The organism is Bacillus sp. FSL W8-0770, assembly GCF_038008705.1.
Classification (GTDB): Bacteria; Bacillota; Bacilli; order Bacillales; family Bacillaceae_G; genus Bacillus_A; species Bacillus_A cereus.
This window is the reverse complement of the sequence record NZ_JBBOZR010000001.1, coordinates 1,671,208-1,693,856: the sequence shown is the minus strand read 5'-3', so window position 1 is coordinate 1,693,856 and position 22,649 is coordinate 1,671,208. Positions and strand designations below refer to the sequence as shown.

The following is a 22,649-nucleotide window of genomic DNA, read 5'->3' as shown; positions in this document are numbered from 1 at the left end:
CAGGACGAACTTCATGAATAATCTATATACTGATTCACACCAACCATCAGCTCTCTGAAATAGGGAGATATTCACTACTATACCCTTTCATTGCCCAAATATTATTTTCCGAATTGATTACTATCATTTTTATCACACATTAAAAATAGTGTCAACTTATATTTCGAATTTTTATGTATTACAATCTATTTAAAAATTCGAAATATAAGTTTTAGTTTAGAAAACAAGTAGCTTAGTACATAGCGAATTCTAACAGGCAATAGAAAAAGAATTACGTATTATTGATACTTATTCAATAATACAAATCATCTAGAAACATAACCTGTCTCTCTGTATTCATTTTTTAAGAGTTTGATGGATACCAAGAAAATTTCGCATCACTATCCAGTGGTCTATTTTTCGTTTCTTCTTTAATTACACGAAACCATTCATTTAGAATTTGAGTTTTGGGCAATTGAGCAGCAAGGCTATCTTCCCAAATTATATGTGAGAACCAGGCTTTCGTTTCCCATTCAAACTGCAATTGTGCGAACGAAATTATAGGGTGATCAGCTCCACGAAATTGCTCATTTACTGCATTGGAAACTTCTGGAACTTGCGGTAACAACTCGTTCTGAATTCTATTTCTTATCGTCTCATTTTCTAGCTGATCCCAGAAATACAATTGCCCATTTATTTGATAAAAAATATCAAATGAAGCCTCACCTTTCTTCAAATTCAATAACACGAAGGCACGTTCCACATCATTGTCAGCCGCCTTTACAGCATTAACAATTATATTTTGTGCCATTGATACCCAGTAACTAGTCGCTTCCTCTACCGGTGATTCAACATACAATTCTTCACTTAATTCATGAAGAGTAGCTTCTTGCTCATTTACTTTTTCAACTTTTTTAAAAAACCTATTAAAAAAACCCATAACTTCCCCCTTATTACTATTTTCTATTTCACAAAACAAAAAATAGATTTTTCTTGCTCATCCACATTTACTCCTGGCGCGTATGTATGGACTTGTTGCAACACTTCTTCTATTAGCAACTCTAACTCCTGCACACTTTTTTCTGGATTCCCTATTAATGTGTCCGCCATACGTTCATATAATTTTTCAGGTTTAATAGTCATTCGTTCCACATTATTAGGCATCCATTTAAACGCTGGATGATGTACGTACATTTTATTCAAACCAAATAAAACACCGAATACGTTCCTTTGTACTTCGCAAATAACGTCATAAAGCATAAGCCAATCTTTCCGTTTTAAAAGCGCCTTTCGATTGTGCCAACGATTACTTAACCATAGATTTTCTGAAATCATCCGTTTTACTAGTTCATCTGGATATGCCGCTACTTTTTCTTTTAATTCATTCACTTTCCCTTCTCCATACAAACTAACACCATCATGAATGGATGATACAATACATTGTTTTTCATAATTTATATCATATTGATCCACCACATCCGAAATTACTTTCTCTACTGTCTCTGTTAAAAAGTTACTAATCTCTAATTTAATTCCCTCTTTCGTTAAATACGTTTCCGACCATTCTTCTTCCTCATACGGATGATACGATAATATTTTCCCATCAATATGATAAATAGGGGCCCTACGATCCTCATCTTCCGGCGGTGTTGACCATAAAATATGTAATTCTATATCTGAATGTTCATCTTCAAGCTTTCTAGCTACTGAACCCGCTAAAATAATGGCTTCTACTTTCGGATTTTTCCTATAAATCTCTGACATCTCTATCGCTTTCTCTTTTAATCCCATTTCATTTCCCCCTAAAATTGCAGTAATCCCCTATATTTCATTTATCTATTTCAATATTACAGCTTGCATTACCTTGTCAAATTCCTACTTAATCATATTTCTATCCAATAGCGCTGAATAACTTCATCAGTACGAGAAGAAACTACTTCATTTTCTAACACACCGCCAACCTTTTGAATCGTTTTAGCAGAACCGATATTGGATTTATCGCAAGTTATTAATACTTTCTGCAATTCTAACTTTTGCGCTTCAGCTAATGCAAGTTGTAGTTGTTTCGTAGCGTAACCGTGGCGACGTTTATTTGGATGGACACTATATCCAATATGACCGCTTTCCCGTAATAATTCTGGATTTAATCTATGTCTAATATTCACAAAACCTATAAGTTCTCCTTTTTCAAAACTTAAAAACTGACTAGATGGCACTCGATTAGCTAGTAAATTTTCTCCTAGTTCTTGTTTACTCACTTTTTCAAACCATTCATCAAGAGAATCAAAGTTTTGTAAAGAACTACTTCCATGTGGTTGTTCCCCTGAGTGTAAAAACGCTTGTCTATACGCCGTAATATGCTCACTATATTCATGTATTGGTTTTAATAGTTTCATTGTTCTTCTCCCCCTCTTCATTCCATAAAACAAACACCTTAATAGCAGCTATTCACTATTAAGGTGTTTCTATCCTTTTTATTCAAATAACCCCATGCTCAAATAACGTTCACCTGTATCAGGCGCAATACATAAAACTTTTTTACCAACGCCTAGACGTTTCGCTATCATGATTGCAGCGTAAACAGATGCTCCAGAAGACGGCCCAACTAATAATCCCTCTTGTCTAGCTAAGTTTCTCATTGTCGTTAAAGCCTCTTCGTCTGCAATTTGAATAATTTCGTTATACACTTCTGTATTTAAGTTTTTCGGGATAAACCCTGGGCTTGTTCCTACTAGTTTATGAGGACCTGGTACACCACCTGATAAAACGGGAGATCCTTTCGGTTCCACTACTGCAATATATAAGTTTGGTAATTTCTCTTTTAACGTTTCACCAGTCCCTGTAATCGTTCCGCCTGTTCCTGCCGTTGCAACAAAAGCGTCCAGCTCTCCATCCATTTGTTCGTAAATTTCAAGCGCAGTCGTATAACGGTGAATATTCGGATTAGCTGGATTTTCAAATTGTTGCGGGATAAAACTATTCGGTATTTGTTTTTGCAGTTCTAACGCCTTCGCAATTGCTCCTGGCATTCTTTGTTCTGCTGGTGTTAAAACTACTTCTGCTCCGTATGCTTTCAATAAATTAATACGCTCTTTTGACATATTATCTGGCATAATTAAAATCGCTTTATACCCTTTAGCTGCTGCATTCATCGCTAAACCAATCCCTGTATTCCCGCTTGTCGGTTCAATAATTGTATCTCCTGGTTTGATGAGACCATTTTCTTCTGCAACGTGAAGTAAATTATAAGCAGCACGGTCTTTCACACTGCGCGATGGATTAAACATTTCTAGTTTCACATACACATCTGCTGCGTCTTCCGGAATAAATTTAGATAATCGGACGACAGGTGTATCTCCTATTAATTCCGTAACGTTTTCACACAATTTCATAGCGCATCCCCTATTCTATCGTTTTCTTATCACTTGGCAGTAACCATGAAGTGAGTCCAATTAATGGTAGACAACTACATAATAGCATAATAAATTGCAGGCTATATATATCTGCTAATTTCCCAAGAACTACTGCACCTAATGCTCCAAGTCCAAACGCAAGACCTACGATTAATCCTGACACCATTCCCACTTTTCCAGGTACAAGCTCTTGTGCATATACAACAATTACACTAAAACTACTTGAACTAATAAAACCAATACATAAAAATAACGGTACGACCCACACAAGTGAGACATGTGGTAATAACAGTGCAAGTGGCGCTGAACCTAACATTGAAAATACGATGATATTTTTCTTACCAAATCGATCTGCTAACGGTCCTCCGAAGAAAGTTCCTAACACACCAGCAATCATAAATGCGAATACGAAATACTGGGCATTTTTTATAGATAAACCGTAATGCTCTATTAAGTAAAATTGATAGAAATTCCCGATACCAGCACCGTACCAAGAGCGTACAAAAGTAAGAAAAACAAGAAGTATAATAACGAATTTAATGTGTGTGCTTACAATTGCATTTTCCGCCTCAAGTGCAGCCCTCTTCTTCCTTCTTACAGCACCGGTTGCTAATTCATTTTTGTACCAATTCGATACGAAAATTAATAATACAATTCCTACTGCTGCAAATGCTGTAAAACCTAATGAACCAATTTGACCGAGTGGAACGAAAATTAGCGCTGTAAAAATAGGAGCTAAAGAATTCCCCGTGTTTCCCCCAACTTGATAAATCGCTTGCGCTAACCCTCGTTTTGCACCTGCCGCCATATACGCAACACGAGCGCCTTCTGGATGAAAGACTGCGGAACCTAAGCCAATAAATAAAACAGAAATAATAACAATAATAAAGTTTGGTGCAAACGCGAGTCCAATCATTCCAAGCATACTTGAAAACATACCGAGTGGTAATAAAAATGGTGACGGCCTCTTATCTGAATACATACCAAACACCGGTTGCATAATCGATGACGTCATATTTAACGCAAACGCAATCCACCCTACTTGCATATAGGATAAATTCATCGTTTTTTCCAAAATAGGAAACAACGCCGGCACAACTGCTTGCATCGAATCATTTAAAAAATGTCCGAAACTAATCGCAAATAATATTCGATATATTGTCGGTGTTTCTACTGTGTTTTTTTGTGAAACTGCCTGCATATGTGAATCGCTCCTTTCTGTACAAAATATATATTTATTACAGTAGGTGTAATAAATTCTGATTTTTGAAACATTTCTATTTTATACTGCTTTCATTTCTTTTTCCAGAAATATAACTTAACTCTCATCATTGACTTGCATCCTTGTAACTTTCAGCAGTAAAACATTATAGAAAAAGGCAACCCAATCACAAACTGGGTTGCCTCTTACATTAAATTGCAAAACGCTTATACTTCTCGTAATCGCTCGTCTTACATTCCACTTCTAGTTTCGTACCTTCATTTTCATAACTCGTTGATAAAACGTGCGCATGATTATTGAAATACGAAACTACCTGTCCTTGATCATACGGAATTAACATTTCACATTTCGTATATTCTTTATAAATATGGGAACGAATCATTTCTACAAGCTCTTCAATTCCAACATGTTTCTTCGCAGATAAATACACGCGGTCTTCTTGTACTTTCGGAATTTCAACATCCACCATATCTGATTTGTTATAAGCATAGATCGTTGGAATATTTTCTACTCCAATTTTCTTTAACGTTTCATTTGTAATATCAATTAATTGTTCATAATTTGGATTTGCGTAATCTACGACGTGAATAAGTAAATCTGCTTCCGCTACTTCTTCTAACGTTGAACGGAACGCCTTCACAAGATGATGTGGTAATTTACTTACAAATCCAACTGTATCTGTTAATAAAAATGATTTATTATCTGGCAAATCAATATTTCGTACAGATGTTTCTAACGTCGCAAATAACATATCTTTTTCAAATACTTGTTTTTCTTCTGTACCATTATAAATTTCAAGCATTGCATTCATCGTCGTTGATTTTCCTGCATTCGTATAACCTACTAATGCTACAACAGGTATTTCATTTTTCTTACGTTGCTTTCGCTGCGTTTGACGCTGGGCAACGAGCGCTTCTAAATCTTTATTCAAAACTGAAATTTGTTCTTCAATTTTACGACGGTCTAACTCTAACTTCTTCTCACCGACACCTTTATTTTTCGTACCAACGCCGCCGCTCTGTCTCCCTAACGATTCACGAAGACCAATTAAACGAGGCATCATGTACTGAAGGTGTGCTACTTCTACTTGCAGCTGTGCTTCTTTCGTTTTCGCACGTTGCGCAAAAATATCTAAAATTAAAATGGTACGATCAATTACCTTACAATCTAAATCCTCTTCTAAATTTCGAATTTGTGAAGGAGATAATTCATCATTAAAGATGACCATATTCGCATCTATTTCTTGTACATACGCTGCTACTTCTTCAATCTTTCCTTTTCCGATATAATGCGATGGATTTACTCGTTGTAAATTTTGCGTTACTTGCCCAATTACCTCTACATCACAAGCTTCCGCAAGATTTGTTAACTCTTCCATCGAATATGCAAAATCATCTTCATTACCTACATTTACTCCAACTAAAACTGCTCTTTGTAATACTTCTTCCATATATTTATTCCTCCATTTCGATTACGTAAAATAAAAAACACAGGTCGCTGCCTGTGTTTTCGTAAACGGATAAGGGTTCACCAAAGAAATAGAAGAAAGCTATGCTTTCATCCTATTTTATAGTCAAAAAGTCCCAAGATCATATACGTATCCACAATAAGCGTTCACCTATACAATCCCATTCTATTTATAAAGGCAAAACAAAAAGAGGGCGTATTCGTCCCTCCCTCTTTTTCACATATAAGCTTAATAAAGGGTTCCTTTAAAATAGGCAGACCAATCCCGTTCACTCTGTACACAGACAGAGCCTTTGAGCGCTATTCAATTATTGGCACAAAGTATTGAGACGTAATCTGATTAAGATCAAAGGAAGCCCCTCCGTTCATTTTAAGTTACATAAAGTGTAGCATAAGTAATTCGCTTTCACAAGGTTTAACAACCTATATCACACTAAAGAAAATCGTTATTTTTTTACTTTAATCGTCATTTTTTGCGAGTTTTTCTCACAATAAAAATAACAAAAGCAATTATCAATTTTAGAAACTTCTCGTATATTATTTTTACAGCACTCGCCAAATTCCTTGTAAGTTAAGTATTATCGTTTTAATACAACAAAAATCTATATTGACATTTTTATAGTCTGATATTAGTATCAGGTTATAAAAATAAAAATTAGGAGATGTTCCTATGCATTCTAAATCTCGTATTACTGCAATTGGTACTTATGTTCCAGATCAAATATTGTCTAATAACGATTTAGAAAAGATGGTCCATACGAATGATGAATGGATTGTACAAAGAACAGGAATGAAGGAAAGAAGAATCGCTAGCGAAGAAGAATATTCCTCAAACTTAGCCATTAAAGCAATAAAAAATTTATGTACAACATATAAGAAAAACTTAGAAGATGTCGACTGTATCATTGTCGCTACTACTACTGCTGATTACGTTTTCCCTAGTGTTGCTTGCCAAATACAACAATACTTCAACATACCTCATACACTAGCTTTTGATTTAAATGCAACTTGTGCTGGTTTTACATATGGACTACACGTCGGTAATAGCTTAATCACTTCTGGATCACATGAAAAAGTACTTGTCGTAGCGACAGAGACATTATCTAAAGTTACTGATTATACCGATAGAACGACCTGTATTTTATTCGGTGGTGGTCTTACACATTTAGGGCTTATTGTAGAGTGGAATTTAATTTAAGTGTATAAAAAGAGGCTCTAGTCAGTAACTAGAACCTCTTTTTCATTTAATTTCTTGCCCCTTTTCGAGACCATATCACAACAGGAATAAGTAATAACGCTAACACGCCTCCAGCCAATGACAATGCCGCATAACTTGAATTCGCTACTACCATACCTGACATCGCTCCACCAGAAGCTCCAGCTAGCGCAATAAAAACATCTATTTTCCCTTGTGTTTTAGCACGTGTAGACGGTGTTGTGGAATCAACGATTTGTGCTGTACCACTAATCAATCCGAGGTTCCATCCTAGCCCAAGTAAAGACAGAGCAACGATTAATAGTAATAAAGAATCACTTGGTGCTATCGCAGCTATGACACCCGCTGCAAGTAAAATCACTCCACCAGCTATGCTCATTGTAGTTCGGCCAATTTTATCAATTAACATTCCTGTAACGAGAGATGGAAGATACATTGCACCTACATGAAAACCTATCACAAGTCCTACTGCACTTAAACCGTGACCGTGGTGTCCCATATGAACTGGCGTCATCGTCATAATCGCAACCATCACGATTTGCGTAAGTATCATTACGATTGCTCCAACTGTAATATCTCGTTTATTTTCTTTCACTTCTTCTGTTATTGGTTGCCCTTTATATGTATGTTCCTGTTTATATCTTTCTATTATGTTAGCAATAATTAACGGATCTGGACGAAGCATAACAAAAAGAACTAGACCCGCCAGTATAAATGCTGCTGCCGATAGTATGAACGGACCTGCAAGTTTAGGAACTCCAATTGAATGCGCAAAACTACCCATTACTCCTACTAAATTTGGTCCTGCAACTGCACCGAAAGTCGTCATTACCATCGTAATACTAACAGCCGTTGCTCTCTGCTTCTTATCTGCTAAATCTGTACCTGCATAACGAGCTTGTAGATTCGTGGCTGTACCGGCACCATATATGAGTAAAGAAATAAGTAAAAGAATAATGCTATTCGTTAAAGCTGCCATTACAACACCAATTGCTCCAAATCCACCTACTATAAACCCTGTTGCAAGACCTATCCGGCGTCCATATCGTTGCGAAAGCTTCCCTACTATGAAAGCTGCTAATGCTGATCCTAATGTAAACATAGCAGTTGGTAATCCTGCAAATGCATCTGTTCCAAGCATTTGCTGTGCAAGAAGTGCTCCCACTGTAATACCAGCAGCTAGTCCTGCACCGCCAAACATTTGTGAAATGCTGACGATTATTAACGTTCGTTTGTATAGTTTTTGTTGCTCTTCTTCTGTGTACACATGATTATCTATTAAAGCCCCTGCCTTATCTAGCAATTCCCCTTCCTCCTTTTAAAATTAATCCCTCTTGTTAATGTACTATGTATAACGTTACATATTCAATGGCATTTTCCATTCATCCCTTTCATTCTAAAAAACTTTCTAATCATACTCGACTTATCCCATGCTATATTAAAAATACTACTATTCACAATATGCAAGGAGAAAACAATGAAAAAACAGGCTAATAGCAGCCTGTTTTCCTTTACGCTTCTTCTACTATCCTTCCCTTTCTCTTTTTACTCCAAGCTTTCCCTTCCCAAAACAACAAACTTACGAAAGCACAAATTAAAATAATTGGCACACTTGCTTTATATAAATCTGTAAAACTCATTGCCATCTGATTCTTGGCATAATGATTCACATCACTCGAAAATGTGAGTACCTCTTTCTTTATACTTTCCTCTTGTTTTTCAACTTCTTTTGTTACTTGCCTCATAACTTCTTCTCTTTTTACATCCCTATATTCTACTGGAACTTTTCTTAATATTTCATCCGTCTTGTCGCGAATCAATTCTTCCTTTTTCTCTTTACTTAACCCCATTGTCATTGCATTTTGTTTCTTATTTATATTCGACTCTAAACTTTGATTCTCTATTTTTTCTTTAGTCATTTGTAAAATTTCAGTTTGCTCAGTACTATTCACATGAATATTCCGCACCTTTTCTTCTGCATAACGATATACTTTTTCTTTATTTATAGTTAAATTATGAGTTAAGTTAGAGACAAATATTGCGACCGCCAATACAATTCCAACCTGTCGTAACATTGATACAACACTTTGAGAAGCAGTTAATAATTCTCCTTCAAACGAAGACGCACTTAAAACTGTAATTGGCCCCACTACTAAGCCATATCCGACACCTAATATCATACATGGAATAATAATTTCTATATTTGTTGAATGAACATCAATCATTTGCAACCAATAGTAGGAAAGCCCCATAACAAGAAATCCTGACAAAATAATAGTTACTTTTCCGAGTTTTTTAATTAAAGTTGCTGCAACTGGTGAGACAAAAAATATCATCGCTGAAATAGGTGTCACTAAAAAAGCCGCTTCAATTTCCGTTCGACCTTGTAGTTTCGTCAAGAACGTTGGAAGCAATACAGTAACTCCAATTAAAAATAAATTACTCAATATAACAACGATTGACGCTCCGACAAACATTCGATCTTGAAATAACTTTAAATTCACCATTGGGTTATGAATCTTTCGTTCTACTAAAATAAATAAAATAAGAGAAATAGTGCTAATTGCATAACAAGACAAAGCAATATTACTTTGCCATCCCCATGTATTACCTTTTACTAATATGAGAGTAAATGAAAAAATTGCTGTGCTACTTAATAGTAGTCCTATCCAATCTATTTTTGAGATAATACGTTCTTCATTTTTTATTTGTAGCATGATGCAACATAACACGATTCCTATTATACAAACCGGAACATTAACGAAGAACACCCATCTCCATCCTAAATTTTGCGTAATAATTCCACCTATTACTGGCCCCATAGCAGCTGACAATCCTTGTGTTACTCCTAAAATTGCAAGTGCAACATGCCTTTTAGCTAACGGCATAGCTGATACACCAATTACCATACTTGTTGGAAATAAAATTGCTGCCCCAATACTTTGTATAAAACGAGAAAAAATAAGAAAATCACCTGTATTAGCAAAAGCGCAAAGTATCGATCCACCCCCAAAAATCACCAGACCAAGAATATACATCTTTGCTTTTCCAAAGATATCAGCTATCCGCCCTAACGGAATGGCAAGTACTGCAATCGTCATTGTATAAACATTTAATACCCAAGACATCTTTTCTAATGAAGTATTTACACTCGATTGTATTGCCGGTAAAGCTATATTCATAATTGTCGTATCAATCATACAAAGAAAGATACCTAGACACATTAAAAAGACAATCTTAATACCCTTTGATTGCTCCATCTTTATATACCCCTTTATTTATTGTGAATGCGTTTTTCATTCTTCTGTTTTATTGTTTTCTTTCGCCTCTAACTCTTCTAATTTTTTCTTCAAAGTCTCCACTTGTGCACTATACGATGCAATACCTACATCTAGTGAAATTTCTTCGACGAAAGTAATACCTATTCTCCACTTTTCATATTTCAATCGAAGATCTGCAATGTACGCTTCTTTTCTTTCAATTTCATCTTTAATCCATTTTTTTATTGTTACATCATCACTATAGTTGCCAAAATACATTCTCATTAAAAAATCCGAACGTAAAACATCCTTCTCTATAGGCGTCTGCATGTATTGATAAAATTCTTCACGCCCCTCATCTGTAATAAAGTACATTTTCTTATTCGGTTTTCCCTCTTGCATGACAACCTCTTTTTTTATTTTCCCTTCATTCTCCAATTGCCGTAATGTTGGATAAATCATTCCAAAACTTCCATCAAAAAAATGAGTAAATACGTCTTCAAACACAATTTTAATATCGTAACCAGACAATTCCTTTTCCATTAATAAACCTAAAACAACATCTCTTCCCTTCAAAGTAAAACCCCCACATAGTATATAATCAATAATCATATTAACATTGTTAATATGATTATTGATTATATATCTTATTCTGTTAATTGTAAAATGTTTCTAAATAAAAAAGCCCCATAATTTGGTTTCACCAATTCACAGGGCCATTTTCTTATTTACTCTTTAACACCTACACCTTGCAAAACTTCAATATCCTCTTTCATTTCATAATAATAAGAAGGCAATTCTATACCATGTTCTAAGAAATAATCCTCAATGAATGAAATAATAATTTTTAACGTTTTCACACGAGCATACAATTTATCGTTACTTTCAATAATATGCCACTTTGCATTTGGCTTACTTGTTTTTTCAAACATGTCTTCCATTGCTTCAACATACTCATCCCATTTTTCACGATTACGCCAATCTTCGTCTGTAATTTTCCATCTTTTCAAAGGATTTTTCTCTCTATCTTTAAATCTCTTTAACTGTTCCTCTTTACTTATATGGTAGAAGAACTTCCCTATTATGTAATGGTCATCTGTTAGTAGTTTTTCAAAATCATTAATCTCATCATATGCTCTCATCCACTCTTCCTTTGTAGCAAATCCTTCAACACGCTCAACTAACACACGACCGTACCATGAGCGATCAAAAATGGTGATTTGCCCGTACTGTGGAATTTTGCGCCAGAAACGTTGCAAATAATGGTAACGTTTCTCATGAGGTGCAGGCGCTCCAATTGGATTTACTTGGAACCCACGCGGGTCAAGATGTTCCGTCACCCGCTTAATTGCCCCACCTTTACCAGCCGCATCCCATCCTTCCATAACAAGCATAACCGCGATTTTTTCTTCTTTCAAAATTTGCTGTAATGCTAATAAGCGCCTTTGATATTTTTCTAATTTCTTATTGTACTTAGATTTTGATTCAATTTTTTTCGTTAATTCTACTTTAGCAAGATGTCCATTTTCCATAAAACAAATCCCCCTTGTTGTATGACAATGTTATTTTAACATATTTTTGGTAATTTTTTCATATCCTAAAAAAACTGTGTAGAAACATCTCTACACAGCTTCCTTCTCTAATTTCACATATATAAGCACATTTAACTACATTAAAATAAATAATTTATACTGAACTCTTAGTATATTCTTTTTATTAAAACGTAAAAATAGTCCTTTTAAAAAGGGCAGCAATCTAAGTATAGAAAAACAAATTTATTCTTTTTTACTACATACGTAATTATGCCGGCTATAAGAGTATTGAATAAGATATTGATTCACTACTCTTATAGCCACTTTACATTATATGGTATATTTACTCGTAAAAAGAAGATAATAACAAGTAAATCCATTAAAGAATGGGAGCTCTAAAAAAATGAAACGAAAAATATTAACTCTCTTTACACTTTTATGCTTAGCACTACCAATACAAGCTAGTGCTTACACATTTCAGTCACTACCGATTGCGTCAAAGTCTAAACAATGGTATGTCGAAATTGATAAATCTCATAACTCAAACAAGCAAGCAATCCAGCCAAAGCAAGGTGTATTTGATACGTATAGTTTACTCGTAAAAAACATCGGTCATGATGTATCAAACGTATCTGTGGAAATACTTGATAACAACCCTACCTCTAAAGCTACCTTTAAACCTACTACACCTAATGAAAATATTTCTAAAAGTCATACAAGCTTTGACTACATGGTATTCCCATTAGACTTTAATAGTCATAATTTTAAAGTTGTAATCACTTGGGAAGAAAAGAATTTCTCTTACAATGGCCATCCGGTAAATGAAGGTAAAAAAATGAAACAAACATTTGTATTTAATGAAGACTAAGTCCTAATTTCTTTAGGGCTTAGTCTTCTTTTTTGAAACCTGCTTGTATCGCTTCCGTCACTTCTTTTGTGATTTCTAATTTTGTTGTGCCAAATATGTACGGACAGTTTTTCATTACAAAGGTGTTTTATTAATACTAGTTGATTATATGCTAAGTTATTTTCTATATAGGTCTAGCCCTCTTTTCCCATATAATCAATTAAATCGACGAATACTCGGTACAGACAATGCTATTCCAATTGTTAAAATTACTAAACTAGCTAGTGTTATAATAGTTATTTCGCCACCTATGACAGTAGCTAACCAGCCTACAACTACATACCCTAATGGCAATAAAGCAAAAGAACCCAACATATCAAGGCTTGCCACTCTTCCGAATGCTTCTTCTGGTACAAGCTCCTGTAAACTCGTTTCCCAAATAAGTCCAAATATCATCATGCCAAATCCTTCAATTGCCATTAAGAATATTAAAGCGGGTGCCCAAGAAATGAATGGCATAATTAATAAAGCAATGCCACTCATTAAAACACCTCCATAAGCCAGTAATCCTCTCTTATGCCATCGCTCTTTCCCACCAAATATTACTGCGGCAATTATAGCCCCACCACCAGAAAAGGCCATGCCAAGCCCATACACGTAAGCTTCAAAATGATGATGAACATTAAATAACCATGGAATTAATACGACGATAATGCCGGCATAACAAATATTTATAAAAGAAAAAACTAAAATTGTAATCCACAGCCACGGATGACTTTTTAAAACTAAAACACCTTCCATAAACTCTTGTTTGTAAGTAAGCTTACTCTTTTCAATGGGTTTTACTTTTTTAAACTTAATTTCTTTTAAAAATAATAAACATAAAAATGATAATAAGTACGTTGCTGCATCTAGTCCGAAACCTATCCCTGCAGATGCAACCGATACGATTAACCCACCAAGTGCTGGCCCAATCAATCGTATACCTTGATTACTCATTTGAGTGAGTGCGTTAGCTGCATTACGAATTTCAGGAACGAATACTTTCGCCCTTACAGCAGAATATGCTGGTTGGAATATCCCTTCCATAATTCCGTATATGGCAACGAGAATATATAAAATCGTAATTGTTAATAAATCCATAAATATAAGCGATGCAAGTAATAGCATTAATATACAGCGGATTATATCCGTAAATAACATTAATTTAACCCGATCAATTCGGTCTACAACTAAACCTGCAAACGGTAAAGCAAGAATATTAGGTAGCATGTACATTGCCATCGTCATCCCCATTACAACTGTTGAGCCAGTTAATGAATACACAACAACTGGAAGTATGACCATAGTTATCGAACTACCTAAGGCCGAGAGTAATTGTCCAATCCATAAAAACTTAAAGTGCGTTGATACTTTAACTGGTAATAATAATTTTCCAATATAACTTAAACTTTTCTCCTTTTGTATTTCCCCTTGCATGTCTCTCTCCTCTTTTCAAATGACTATAGAATACATAATATACGACTGAAAATTCATAATATTATATTTCCAATTATATAAGAAACCATTATGTTATGGTAAAATTATCAAAAAAATATAAAGGAGAATGCATCATTATGCCTCCAAATTCACATAACATCGAACACCAAATCTATACAATGTGTATGATCCAGCGCAACAATGAAGTTTTACTCGTAAAACGACCCAATCATCGAGGTTTCCCTGGCTACATAGCTCCTGGCGGCAAAGTAGATTTTCCCGAAAGTATCGTTCAAGCCGCTATAAGGGAAGTAAAAGAAGAAACCGGATTACTTGTTTCGGATTTAAATTTTAAGGGATTAGATGAATATGTAAATCCGAAAGGGAATGTTCGGTACATGGTATTTAACTACTGGACAGACTCATTTGAAGGTGAACTTCTTTTAAACCCACCTGAGGGCAAATTATTATGGATACCAATCGATACAGCACTAAAGCTTCCTATGCAAGATTGGTTTAAAGAAAGATTCCCATTATTTTTTGAAAAAGGCACCTTTGAAATTCAACGTGTTTGGGATAATGAGCTAGATAAACAAGTTGCTATAACAATTACACATACGTAAAAAAGCTTGGAATCTCTCCAAGCTTTTCTTACTTCTCCTCTCCTTTCTTAATCTTATAATCAATTTCTAAAAACTTAACTCCAAATATCCACATTCTATGATTAGCTTCTAGTATGTGATCCGTGCGCTCTTTTATAATAAAAGTCTCTGCTAACGGTAAACGGATTGTCAAGAACCGAGTATGTAAATAAATCCCCTCATCTCCCTGACCATTTTCTCTTAACTTACTAGTAATAATTAAATCATGACTATCATTATATAGTTTCAAAATACCAGTCATATTCGAATAAGGTAAAGGTAAGGCGATATTCATATATGTCTCATTCTTATTTGTATGCTTTGAATAAAGAGCTACAAAAATAGATTTACCTGCTTCATTTTTTCTTAGCCAAGCCCTTACATTCTCTCTTCCATCTTTCTCATCTATGACACTAATGATAGAGCCATGCATCGTTTCCCAATTGCCGCCCATTCCTAAATGTATTTGTTCTACACGCTTACTCATTTTCTCATAGCAAAGTGCGAACGGACGGAACCAACGAGCCCATTTAATATTCGATTGCAATTCATACTCTGCTGTATTTTCATAAAAATGAATAATACTTAAAGGAACCTTTGTCACATCAAATGCCTCACTATGAAAGTCATTTACTTTATCAACTAAACCGTTGTATTCCTTACTGTCTACTAAATTGCTGCTATATAAATAAGCCTCACCAATTGCCATATTTCCTCTTAACTTACTTATTGGTTTCCCATAGTATTTATAATTCGGAACACTCTTTTCAATCACCCAGCCGATAAATGCCGGTAACGCTACTCCAATTCCGTTGACAACACCATGAATCCAAACCATTTGAGCAATTGTAATCGTCAAGACATGCTTCAAATTCCCGTATGAATATATAAGTGAGAACATAATTGTAACCATGAGTGTACTAGACGAAACGATTAGAAGAATCTTTGCACTGATAGCATTAAATTTTGCTCTCCAAACATAAAATCCATACCCATAAATTGCACATAAATATAGGAACACTGCAAAAAATTCAAATATTCTTGAGTATGTAATTCCTATTGCAACTGTCATAGGTGAAATCATGATGATAAACATAATAGCATCATACACTTTACTTCTCTTTTCTCTTTTTCTCCCTATTAAACCAGCTGATAATGGCAATAGAAACGCCGAATAATGAAAATGTGCAGCTGTGAGTAAAACAATGTCAGAGCTAAAATGCATAATTGAAAGTTTTGCTACTGAAGCAGAAAACCAAAAACCACCTAAAAACAAATAAATAAACGCACTATCTATGGCGATCTCTTCTAACGGCTTCCATCCTCTTTCTAGCAATCTACTTACACCAAATAACGCAACAATTCCTGTATATACAAACCAAACTAGCGCAAATAAATAGTGATTTGTGACGAAAGCTAACATTGCACAAATTGCTGCGATTGGATATAAAAATGATACGGATTTATAAAATAATAATTGCGATCCATCTCTTTTTCTTTTATCAATAATACAAAATGACATTGGTATAAATAATAAAACAGATAATAATATAATTGCTTCAACAGGATTTATATTCGACCACTCACATATTAGAAAAACAACATAGCAAGCAAGCCCAAATATTATATTTTTCATATCGTCTATTCCCTTTCCACAAATGTTCCCTTATATGAAAAAAGCGAACCAATTAACGGGTTTCGTACTTGTACATGAATTCGAAAACATTGTAGTGTTTCATCATAACTTTCAACAATTTTTGCCTCACCATACAAAAATTTTGGTAACGGCATTTTTCTTCCAAACATATAAAACCATTGTTTCTTTGAAGAAATATGCATTGCCCCTAACTCATCGATATGAAAATGCAGTGTAGAAACGAGTAAATGTGGTTCACCAAAATAATCTACAATTTCATTTTCGTTTTCATCCAATTGCATAACTGCATTAAAATATCTTTTCTTATTATGAAAATAAAAAGTACGGTTCCACCTTACTAATTCTTGTCCATATTCATCTCGCTCAGCTATGTTTTGTATCGTAAATGGAATTTCCTCTCCTCGTTCCGAGAAAAACATTCGAAACTTCGATGCAATTTTCAATATAAATTTCACGAAAAAAGAGCCACCGTAAATTTCATCCATCTTTCCTTCCCCTGTAAAACTATTCTCTTCTGTAATCGCATAACGCTTCTGCAATTCAGGATGAAGATTTTTATAGGTATCCCCTAATAATCGTTCATACATATTAGCCATATACTTATCCCTTTCTCGTCCTCTTGCAATTTTTCGCGCTTGGTAAATCGAAACTATTTATATAACCGACAATTGATAACCCCATTAAAAGAACATTTAATGTAATCGGATTAAACGGTCCTGTAAAGCTTGCGATATTCGTAAATCCTGCCGCTAACGTTAAAACTAGTAATACAATAATATGCAGTATAAATAATTTTCGTTTTGTTAGTGGCAACAGCCATACGACACCGAAAATTATTTCTAACCCCCCAATTATTTTAAGTATACATACACTACTTTCATTTGAACCGATTAATAAAGAAAGCATCTTTACTTCTTCTGAATGAGTAAACAGTAGTTTTGGCACTATCCCTTGATATATCCATACAAAAGCAAATAAAGAACATACGAGCCAATACGTCATTGTTCTTCTAATTAGTAACCTAGGATGAAGCCCCTTTTCTAACCATAATTTTAAGGCATCAAAACTCCAAGCAGTCGCCCAACCTAATAACGGACGAAAAATATAGGAATCTATCACATTTCCTATACGACCAAATCTTGTATCATAATCATATTGTGTCTCAAAATGGATGTATTCTTTATTGGGCGTATACTTCCAATAACCACGTCCTATTTGAATAAGAGATAATGTATTATCCGTCCAAAATTTTAAAGAAGAAATTCTTTCACCAGTTTCTTTTCTTATTTCACCTATTGATTCCCCTTCTCCAACTATTTCAAGCCCAAATCCAATCTTTGTTTTATACAAAAACTTCTGTGGTTCTCCTTCTTTTTTCTCTAAATACGAAATTTCAGTAAAGCGAGCATCCCACTCTGTATGTATATCTGGTTCTTGCGTATATTCCCATAATTTTTCCATCGTCGTGTTCATTTTTGTCGCAACATAAATAGGCTGTTTCCTTTTCATTCTCCCCACCTCCTATGCACTATAAGTTTAATGTACATGCAATGAATTTATTTTGCTACATTTTTCACAAACTTCCTCAAAAAAGAAAGAATTTTTAAAATATATATAAAACACTTGATTCCCCGAAAAATTTAAATTATTATAAAACAAATGTTACCAACAACTTCATAAATCAAACACTCTCGCCTAAAACGTGAGATAGAGGTTGCGATACTTATGAGTATTCTAATGGAGACACAGAGATGTCTATGAACTTAGATGAAAGGAAGTATTGCCGAAATTGATAAATTTCTCTGCATTTATCAATTGGGGCTGTTTTCGAATAGAAACAGAACTGTCATATGTACAGACATGTACGTATGAAGAGCTATCTACAAAAAAGAGATATCATTTTTTTATGATATTCCTTTTTTGGCGGTTTTTTTATTAGCTCCGTTTTCTGTTTCCCTTTTCCTGTAACAGCACCATCCTCACTTATTTGAGATGGTGTTTTTTGTTTGTCTTTCTGGTAACTACAGGAGTATTGGGATTTATATATTTCCTAATCTATTCTTAAAAATAGACGAAAGAAGGAATTTGTAATGGAAACAATTGTTCAAAAATTTGGTGGCACTTCTGTCGGAAGCGTCGAACGCATTCAACATGTAGCAAATTTAATTATTGAAGAATATGAACGAGGTCATAGCATTGTCTCTGTCGTTTCAGCAATGGGAAAAAGCACAGATGAACTTGTCGCACTCGCTAACGCTATCACAGAAAATCCAAATAAACGTGAAATGGATATGCTTCTATCTACAGGAGAACAAGTAACTATTTCATTATTAACAATGGCACTGCAAGCAAAAGGCTATCATGCAATTTCATTAACAGGGTGGCAAGCAGGTATTACGACAGAATCTGTACATAGTAGTGCACGGATTACTGACATTCATACAGATCGTATTCAATCTTATCTTGCTGAAGGTACGATTGTTATCGTAGCTGGTTTCCAAGGTATAAGTGTAGAAAATGAAATTACAACGCTTGGCCGTGGTGGCTCTGATACGACTGCTGTCGCATTAGCTGCTGCACTTAAAGCAAAAAAATGTGATATTTATACGGATGTGACAGGTGTATATACGACGGACCCACGAGTTGTAAAAGATGCTTACAAATTAGACGAAATTTCTTATGACGAAATGTTAGAGCTTGCTAATCTCGGTGCCGGCGTATTACACCCGCGCGCTGTTGAGTTTGCTAAAAATCATAACGTAGTTTTAGAAGTTCGCTCAAGTATGGAACAAGAAAACGGAACAATTGTAAAAGGAGAATGTAACATGGAACAACAATCAATCGTTAAAGGTATTGCATTTGAGGATAACATTACACGTGTCACAATTAAAGGATTAGAACAAGGCTCGCTTTCAACAGTTTTCTCTACATTAGCAGCAGCACACATTAATGTAGATATCATCATTCAAAGTATTACAAATGAAGGAACTGTACACCTCTCCTTCTCCATTCATTCGAATGATTTAAGAGAAACTTTAGAAGTTTTGGAACAAAATCAAGAAACTCTTCACTATGAATCTGTAGAACATGAAAATCACTTAGCAAAAGTATCAATCGTAGGATCTGGCATGGTATCTAACCCAGGTGTCGCTGCAAATATGTTCACTACTTTAAAAGAAGAAGATATTCATATTAAAATGGTAAGTACATCAGAAATTAAAGTGTCTGTCGTTATTGACCGCCTTCATTTAGTAACAGGCGTTGAGGCGCTGCATCAATCATTTATGGCGAAAATTGAGCCTTTCGTGCAAATGAGCTAATCTGATATATTTAGTAATACTAAAAAAATCTGATTAATGTATTACATTCCTATTAAATAAAAAGCTGTTCGTTAACAAGATGCTATATGACATATTAAAAAACACCTTGTCACATTTTCCTATACTGTGACAAGGTGTTTTTGACTGAAAGGAATTTGTAACTACTTAGTAGTATAATTACGGGGATAATTAAATAATAGACTTTTATACATAAGGAGATAAGACTATGGCAAAAAACAAATTACTACGAATGGACAATGTCAGCATCGTTGTAGAATCCCTTGATAACGCAATCTCTTTCTTTGAGGAGATTGGCTTGAATCTCGAAGGTCGAGCCAATGTCGAAGGTGAATGGGCTGGTCGCGTAACTGGACTCGGTTCTCAGTGCGTAGAGATCGCTATGATGGCCACTCCAGATGGCCACAGCCGAATTGAACTTTCGCGATTTCTCACCCCTCCTACTATATCAGATCACCGAAATGCTCCTGTAAACGCCCTCGGTTATCTACGCGTCATGTTCACCGTTGAAGACATTGACGAAATGGTATCGAGACTCACTAAGCATGGTGCAGAGCTCGTTGGTGAAGTAGTTCAGTACGAGAACTCGTATCGTCTCTGCTACATTCGTGGAGTCGAAGGAATTTTAATCGGTTTAGCGGAAGAACTCGGTAATAAATAAGTAATGTTTTATAAAAAAGAGGGAATAGCTCTATATTTAAGCTATTCCCTCACTTCTATTAAAACAGATGAATGTTTTCTTTCTTACAAGCTGCACGTAAATCGTCAGGCCATACAGAAGATTGAACTTCACCGATATGAGCTTTACGTAAGAAGTACATGCACATTCTTGATTGTCCAATGCCACCGCCGATTGTTAATGGTAGTACGTCTTCTAGTATACCTTTATGGAAATCATACTCACGTTTGAAGTCTTCACCAGTTTTCGTTAACTGCTCATCAAGTGATTTACTATCAACACGAATTCCCATTGATGATAATTCAAATGAAGATTGTAGTACTGGGTGCCAGAATAAAATGTCACCGTTTAATTTCCAATCGTCATAATCAGCTGCGCGTCCGTCGTGCTTTTCACCTGAACGAAGTGCATCACCAATTCCGATAATGAAGACTGCACCATGTTCTTTCGCAATTGCATGTTCACGATCTTTCGGTGTTAATTCTGGATATTTATCTTCTAATTCTTGAGAAGTAACGAAAACAATTTCTTCCGGTAAATACTTTCCAAGGAACGGATATTTTTCAAATAAGTGATCTTCTAAATCTTTGAATATTCCATAAATTGTTTGTACTGTTTTTTGTAAGTAATCGACAGTACGCCATTCTTTTTGAACGATTTTTTCCCAATCCCATTGGTCAACGTAAATGGAATGCGTTGCATCAAGTTCTTCATCACGACGAATCGCGTTCATGTTTGTATATAAACCTTCACCAGCTTCATATCCATATTCATGTAATGCAAATCGTTTCCATTTCGCTAGTGAATGAACAATTTCTAATTCTTCTCCTGAATGTAACATATCAAATTCAATTGGACGTTCTACACCGTTTAGGTGATCGTTTAATCCTGATTTTTTCGTTACGAATAATGGTGCAGATACGCGGAATAGTTCAAGGCGTTTTGCTAATTGGTCCTCGAAAAATGTTTTAACTTCCTTAATTGCAATTTGAGTCTCTCTTACTGTCATTAATGATTGATACATGGTGGTTTCCCCCTAAAATGTTTGGATGTTGTGAAAAGAAGCCAACAAAAAAAGCCCTTCTTTCCCAAAAAACTGGGACGAAAGGCTTTGGTTCCGCGGTACCACCCAAATTAGCAACAGAGGTTGCTCACTTATACAATACGGAGATGAAATATCTCGATACTGTTCTTCTTGTAACGGCGAAGTTCCCGGCTAAGTCTACTTTCCTATAAAGGATTTCGGTTAGCAACTCCAGGAGGTTCTTCATAATAGGCTTCGTATCAGGCTCACACCACCCCTGACTCGCTTAAACTACGTCCTACTACTACTCGTCCTTTCATAGTCGTTTTGTTGTCACATCTCTGAAACATTTTATTAATGATTATTCTATACAAAAAATAAAGAAAGTCAACAAAAAGTTTTAAAATATTTTTCAATTCTTTATTTTACGGCTTTATTGATTGTTGTTAATTTAACATCTTTACTTTTTCTGCCTCGTCAATCCAAAAAATGTTTCACTGACCGAAACTAACGTATACACAATAATTAATGTGATCGTTCGGAATATAGAATCCGCAGTATTTCTTATTATTTTCATTTTCTTTATAATTCCTTTCAGTTTACTTGCAATTTCATGATATACTATAGCATTCAAGCAGTTTATTTTTACTTAAAGCAATCATAGTCATTTATAAAGAGTATTTTCTAAATCATTGACTATTATCAAATAAGATTTTTATATAACGGAGTGATCATATGAGTAAAACGAAAGCAAAACCGAAAAAAGGTGTAGGACAAGGTACAGGAAGTAAAGGATGGAACCGTTGGCAATCAAGTGCAAAGAAAAAGGCAGCTGCAAAGCCATACAAAAGTAAAGGTACAAAGAAGTAATTTAAATAACATTTGATTTCTTTAC

Annotated in this window: 20 protein-coding genes, 1 pseudogene, 1 riboswitch and 2 other annotated features (1 of these 24 running past the window's edge); of the genes and pseudogenes, 6 read left to right on the top strand and 15 right to left on the bottom strand. The window is 34.9% G+C overall.

Translation table 11 applies throughout. The features are described 5' to 3' along the window. Positions 1-100 (bottom strand) — a binding site (T-box leader) (it extends 123 nt beyond the left edge of the window). A gap of 243 nt (positions 101-343) precedes the next feature. The 6 genes from NST27_RS08900 to hflX all read right to left on the bottom strand — a co-directional run bounded on the left by NST27_RS08900 (position 344) and on the right by hflX (position 6,064). Then, on the bottom strand, positions 344-919 hold the full coding sequence (locus tag NST27_RS08900) for a hypothetical protein (protein ID WP_047385899.1): 576 nt from the start codon (positions 917-919) through the stop codon (positions 344-346). A 23-nt stretch (positions 920-942) separates the two neighbouring features. Then, on the bottom strand, positions 943-1,770 hold the full coding sequence (locus tag NST27_RS08895; RefSeq protein ID WP_000523175.1) for a DUF4037 domain-containing protein: 828 nt from the start codon (positions 1,768-1,770) through the stop codon (positions 943-945). Positions 1,771-1,862: 92 nt separating this feature from the next. Continuing rightward, the gene (locus tag NST27_RS08890; RefSeq protein WP_047385897.1) at positions 1,863-2,375 is read right to left on the bottom strand and encodes a GNAT family N-acetyltransferase; all 513 of its coding nucleotides are present in this window, start codon (positions 2,373-2,375) and stop codon (positions 1,863-1,865) included. A 78-nt stretch (positions 2,376-2,453) separates the two neighbouring features. Next, a complete protein-coding gene (gene cysK, locus NST27_RS08885) occupies positions 2,454-3,371 on the bottom strand; it encodes a cysteine synthase A (protein ID WP_000762273.1) in 918 nt (305 codons plus the stop codon). Between the two features lie 10 nt (positions 3,372-3,381). After that, complete coding sequence (locus NST27_RS08880; RefSeq protein WP_061661687.1) at positions 3,382-4,593, bottom strand: MFS transporter; 1,212 nt, start codon at positions 4,591-4,593, stop codon at positions 3,382-3,384. 211 nt (positions 4,594-4,804) lie between these two features. Continuing rightward, entirely contained in the window at positions 4,805-6,064 is a 1,260-nt protein-coding gene (hflX, locus tag NST27_RS08875; protein WP_000393282.1) for a GTPase HflX, read from the bottom strand. 687 nt (positions 6,065-6,751) lie between these two features. Between hflX and NST27_RS08870 the strand changes: the two are divergent. Next, positions 6,752-7,237, top strand: a pseudogene (locus tag NST27_RS08870) (ketoacyl-ACP synthase III); the annotation flags it as partial. Positions 7,238-7,325: 88 nt separating this feature from the next. Here NST27_RS08870 and NST27_RS08865 read toward each other — a convergent pair. The 4 genes from NST27_RS08865 to NST27_RS08850 all read right to left on the bottom strand — a co-directional run bounded on the left by NST27_RS08865 (position 7,326) and on the right by NST27_RS08850 (position 12,089). Then, positions 7,326-8,600, bottom strand: coding sequence for an MFS transporter (locus tag NST27_RS08865; RefSeq protein ID WP_000884516.1), 1,275 nt, complete (start codon positions 8,598-8,600; stop codon positions 7,326-7,328). 208 nt (positions 8,601-8,808) lie between these two features. Then, positions 8,809-10,557, bottom strand: a complete 1,749-nt coding sequence (locus NST27_RS08860) for an MDR family MFS transporter (RefSeq protein WP_000438105.1) — start codon at positions 10,555-10,557, stop codon at positions 8,809-8,811. Between the two features lie 36 nt (positions 10,558-10,593). Then, on the bottom strand, positions 10,594-11,133 hold the full coding sequence (locus NST27_RS08855; protein WP_000678329.1) for a PadR family transcriptional regulator: 540 nt from the start codon (positions 11,131-11,133) through the stop codon (positions 10,594-10,596). 152 nt (positions 11,134-11,285) lie between these two features. Continuing rightward, positions 11,286-12,089: a polyphosphate kinase 2 family protein gene (locus NST27_RS08850; protein WP_000427332.1), complete on the bottom strand. Its 804-nt coding sequence runs from the start codon at positions 12,087-12,089 to the stop codon at positions 11,286-11,288. Positions 12,090-12,492: 403 nt separating this feature from the next. Here NST27_RS08850 and NST27_RS08845 point away from each other — a divergent pair, with 403 nt between their 5' ends. Continuing rightward, complete coding sequence (locus NST27_RS08845; protein ID WP_000823343.1) at positions 12,493-12,957, top strand: hypothetical protein; 465 nt, start codon at positions 12,493-12,495, stop codon at positions 12,955-12,957. Between the two features lie 195 nt (positions 12,958-13,152). On the opposite strand, the gene NST27_RS08840 is transcribed toward NST27_RS08845, so the two are convergent. After that, on the bottom strand, positions 13,153-14,415 hold the full coding sequence (locus NST27_RS08840) for an MFS transporter (RefSeq protein WP_001161171.1): 1,263 nt from the start codon (positions 14,413-14,415) through the stop codon (positions 13,153-13,155). Between the two features lie 137 nt (positions 14,416-14,552). On the opposite strand from NST27_RS08840, the gene NST27_RS08835 reads away from it, so the two are divergent. After that, entirely contained in the window at positions 14,553-15,038 is a 486-nt protein-coding gene (locus NST27_RS08835) for an 8-oxo-dGTP diphosphatase (protein WP_001134949.1), read from the top strand. 28 nt (positions 15,039-15,066) lie between these two features. Here NST27_RS08835 and NST27_RS08830 read toward each other — a convergent pair whose 3' ends face one another. The 3 genes from NST27_RS08830 to NST27_RS08820 are packed head-to-tail and all read right to left on the bottom strand — an operon-like array spanning position 15,067 to position 18,222. Further along, the gene (locus NST27_RS08830; protein ID WP_000789372.1) at positions 15,067-16,692 is read right to left on the bottom strand and encodes a YndJ family protein; all 1,626 of its coding nucleotides are present in this window, start codon (positions 16,690-16,692) and stop codon (positions 15,067-15,069) included. A 5-nt stretch (positions 16,693-16,697) separates the two neighbouring features. Further along, complete coding sequence (locus NST27_RS08825) at positions 16,698-17,309, bottom strand: DUF4166 domain-containing protein (protein ID WP_000002650.1); 612 nt, start codon at positions 17,307-17,309, stop codon at positions 16,698-16,700. A 4-nt stretch (positions 17,310-17,313) separates the two neighbouring features. After that, positions 17,314-18,222, bottom strand: a complete 909-nt coding sequence (locus NST27_RS08820; RefSeq protein WP_000823949.1) for a DoxX-like family protein — start codon at positions 18,220-18,222, stop codon at positions 17,314-17,316. A gap of 191 nt (positions 18,223-18,413) precedes the next feature. Beyond that, positions 18,414-18,600, top strand: a riboswitch (Lysine riboswitch). Positions 18,601-18,803: 203 nt separating this feature from the next. Here NST27_RS08820 and NST27_RS08815 point away from each other — a divergent pair. Next, positions 18,804-20,033 (top strand): aspartate kinase, encoded by a 1,230-nt coding sequence (locus NST27_RS08815; protein ID WP_000448025.1) that lies wholly within the window; start codon positions 18,804-18,806, stop codon positions 20,031-20,033. 226 nt (positions 20,034-20,259) lie between these two features. After that, positions 20,260-20,712 (top strand): VOC family protein, encoded by a 453-nt coding sequence (locus NST27_RS08810; RefSeq protein ID WP_001107257.1) that lies wholly within the window; start codon positions 20,260-20,262, stop codon positions 20,710-20,712. Positions 20,713-20,770: 58 nt separating this feature from the next. Here NST27_RS08810 and asnA read toward each other — a convergent pair whose 3' ends face one another. After that, the gene (asnA, locus tag NST27_RS08805; RefSeq protein WP_000284914.1) at positions 20,771-21,754 is read right to left on the bottom strand and encodes an aspartate--ammonia ligase; all 984 of its coding nucleotides are present in this window, start codon (positions 21,752-21,754) and stop codon (positions 20,771-20,773) included. A 70-nt stretch (positions 21,755-21,824) separates the two neighbouring features. Then, positions 21,825-22,083 (bottom strand) — a binding site (T-box leader). 406 nt (positions 22,084-22,489) lie between these two features. Between asnA and NST27_RS08800 the strand changes: the two genes are divergently transcribed. Beyond that, a complete protein-coding gene (locus tag NST27_RS08800; protein ID WP_000047588.1) occupies positions 22,490-22,624 on the top strand; it encodes a DUF3934 domain-containing protein in 135 nt (44 codons plus the stop codon). Positions 22,625-22,649: the final 25 nt, after the last annotated feature.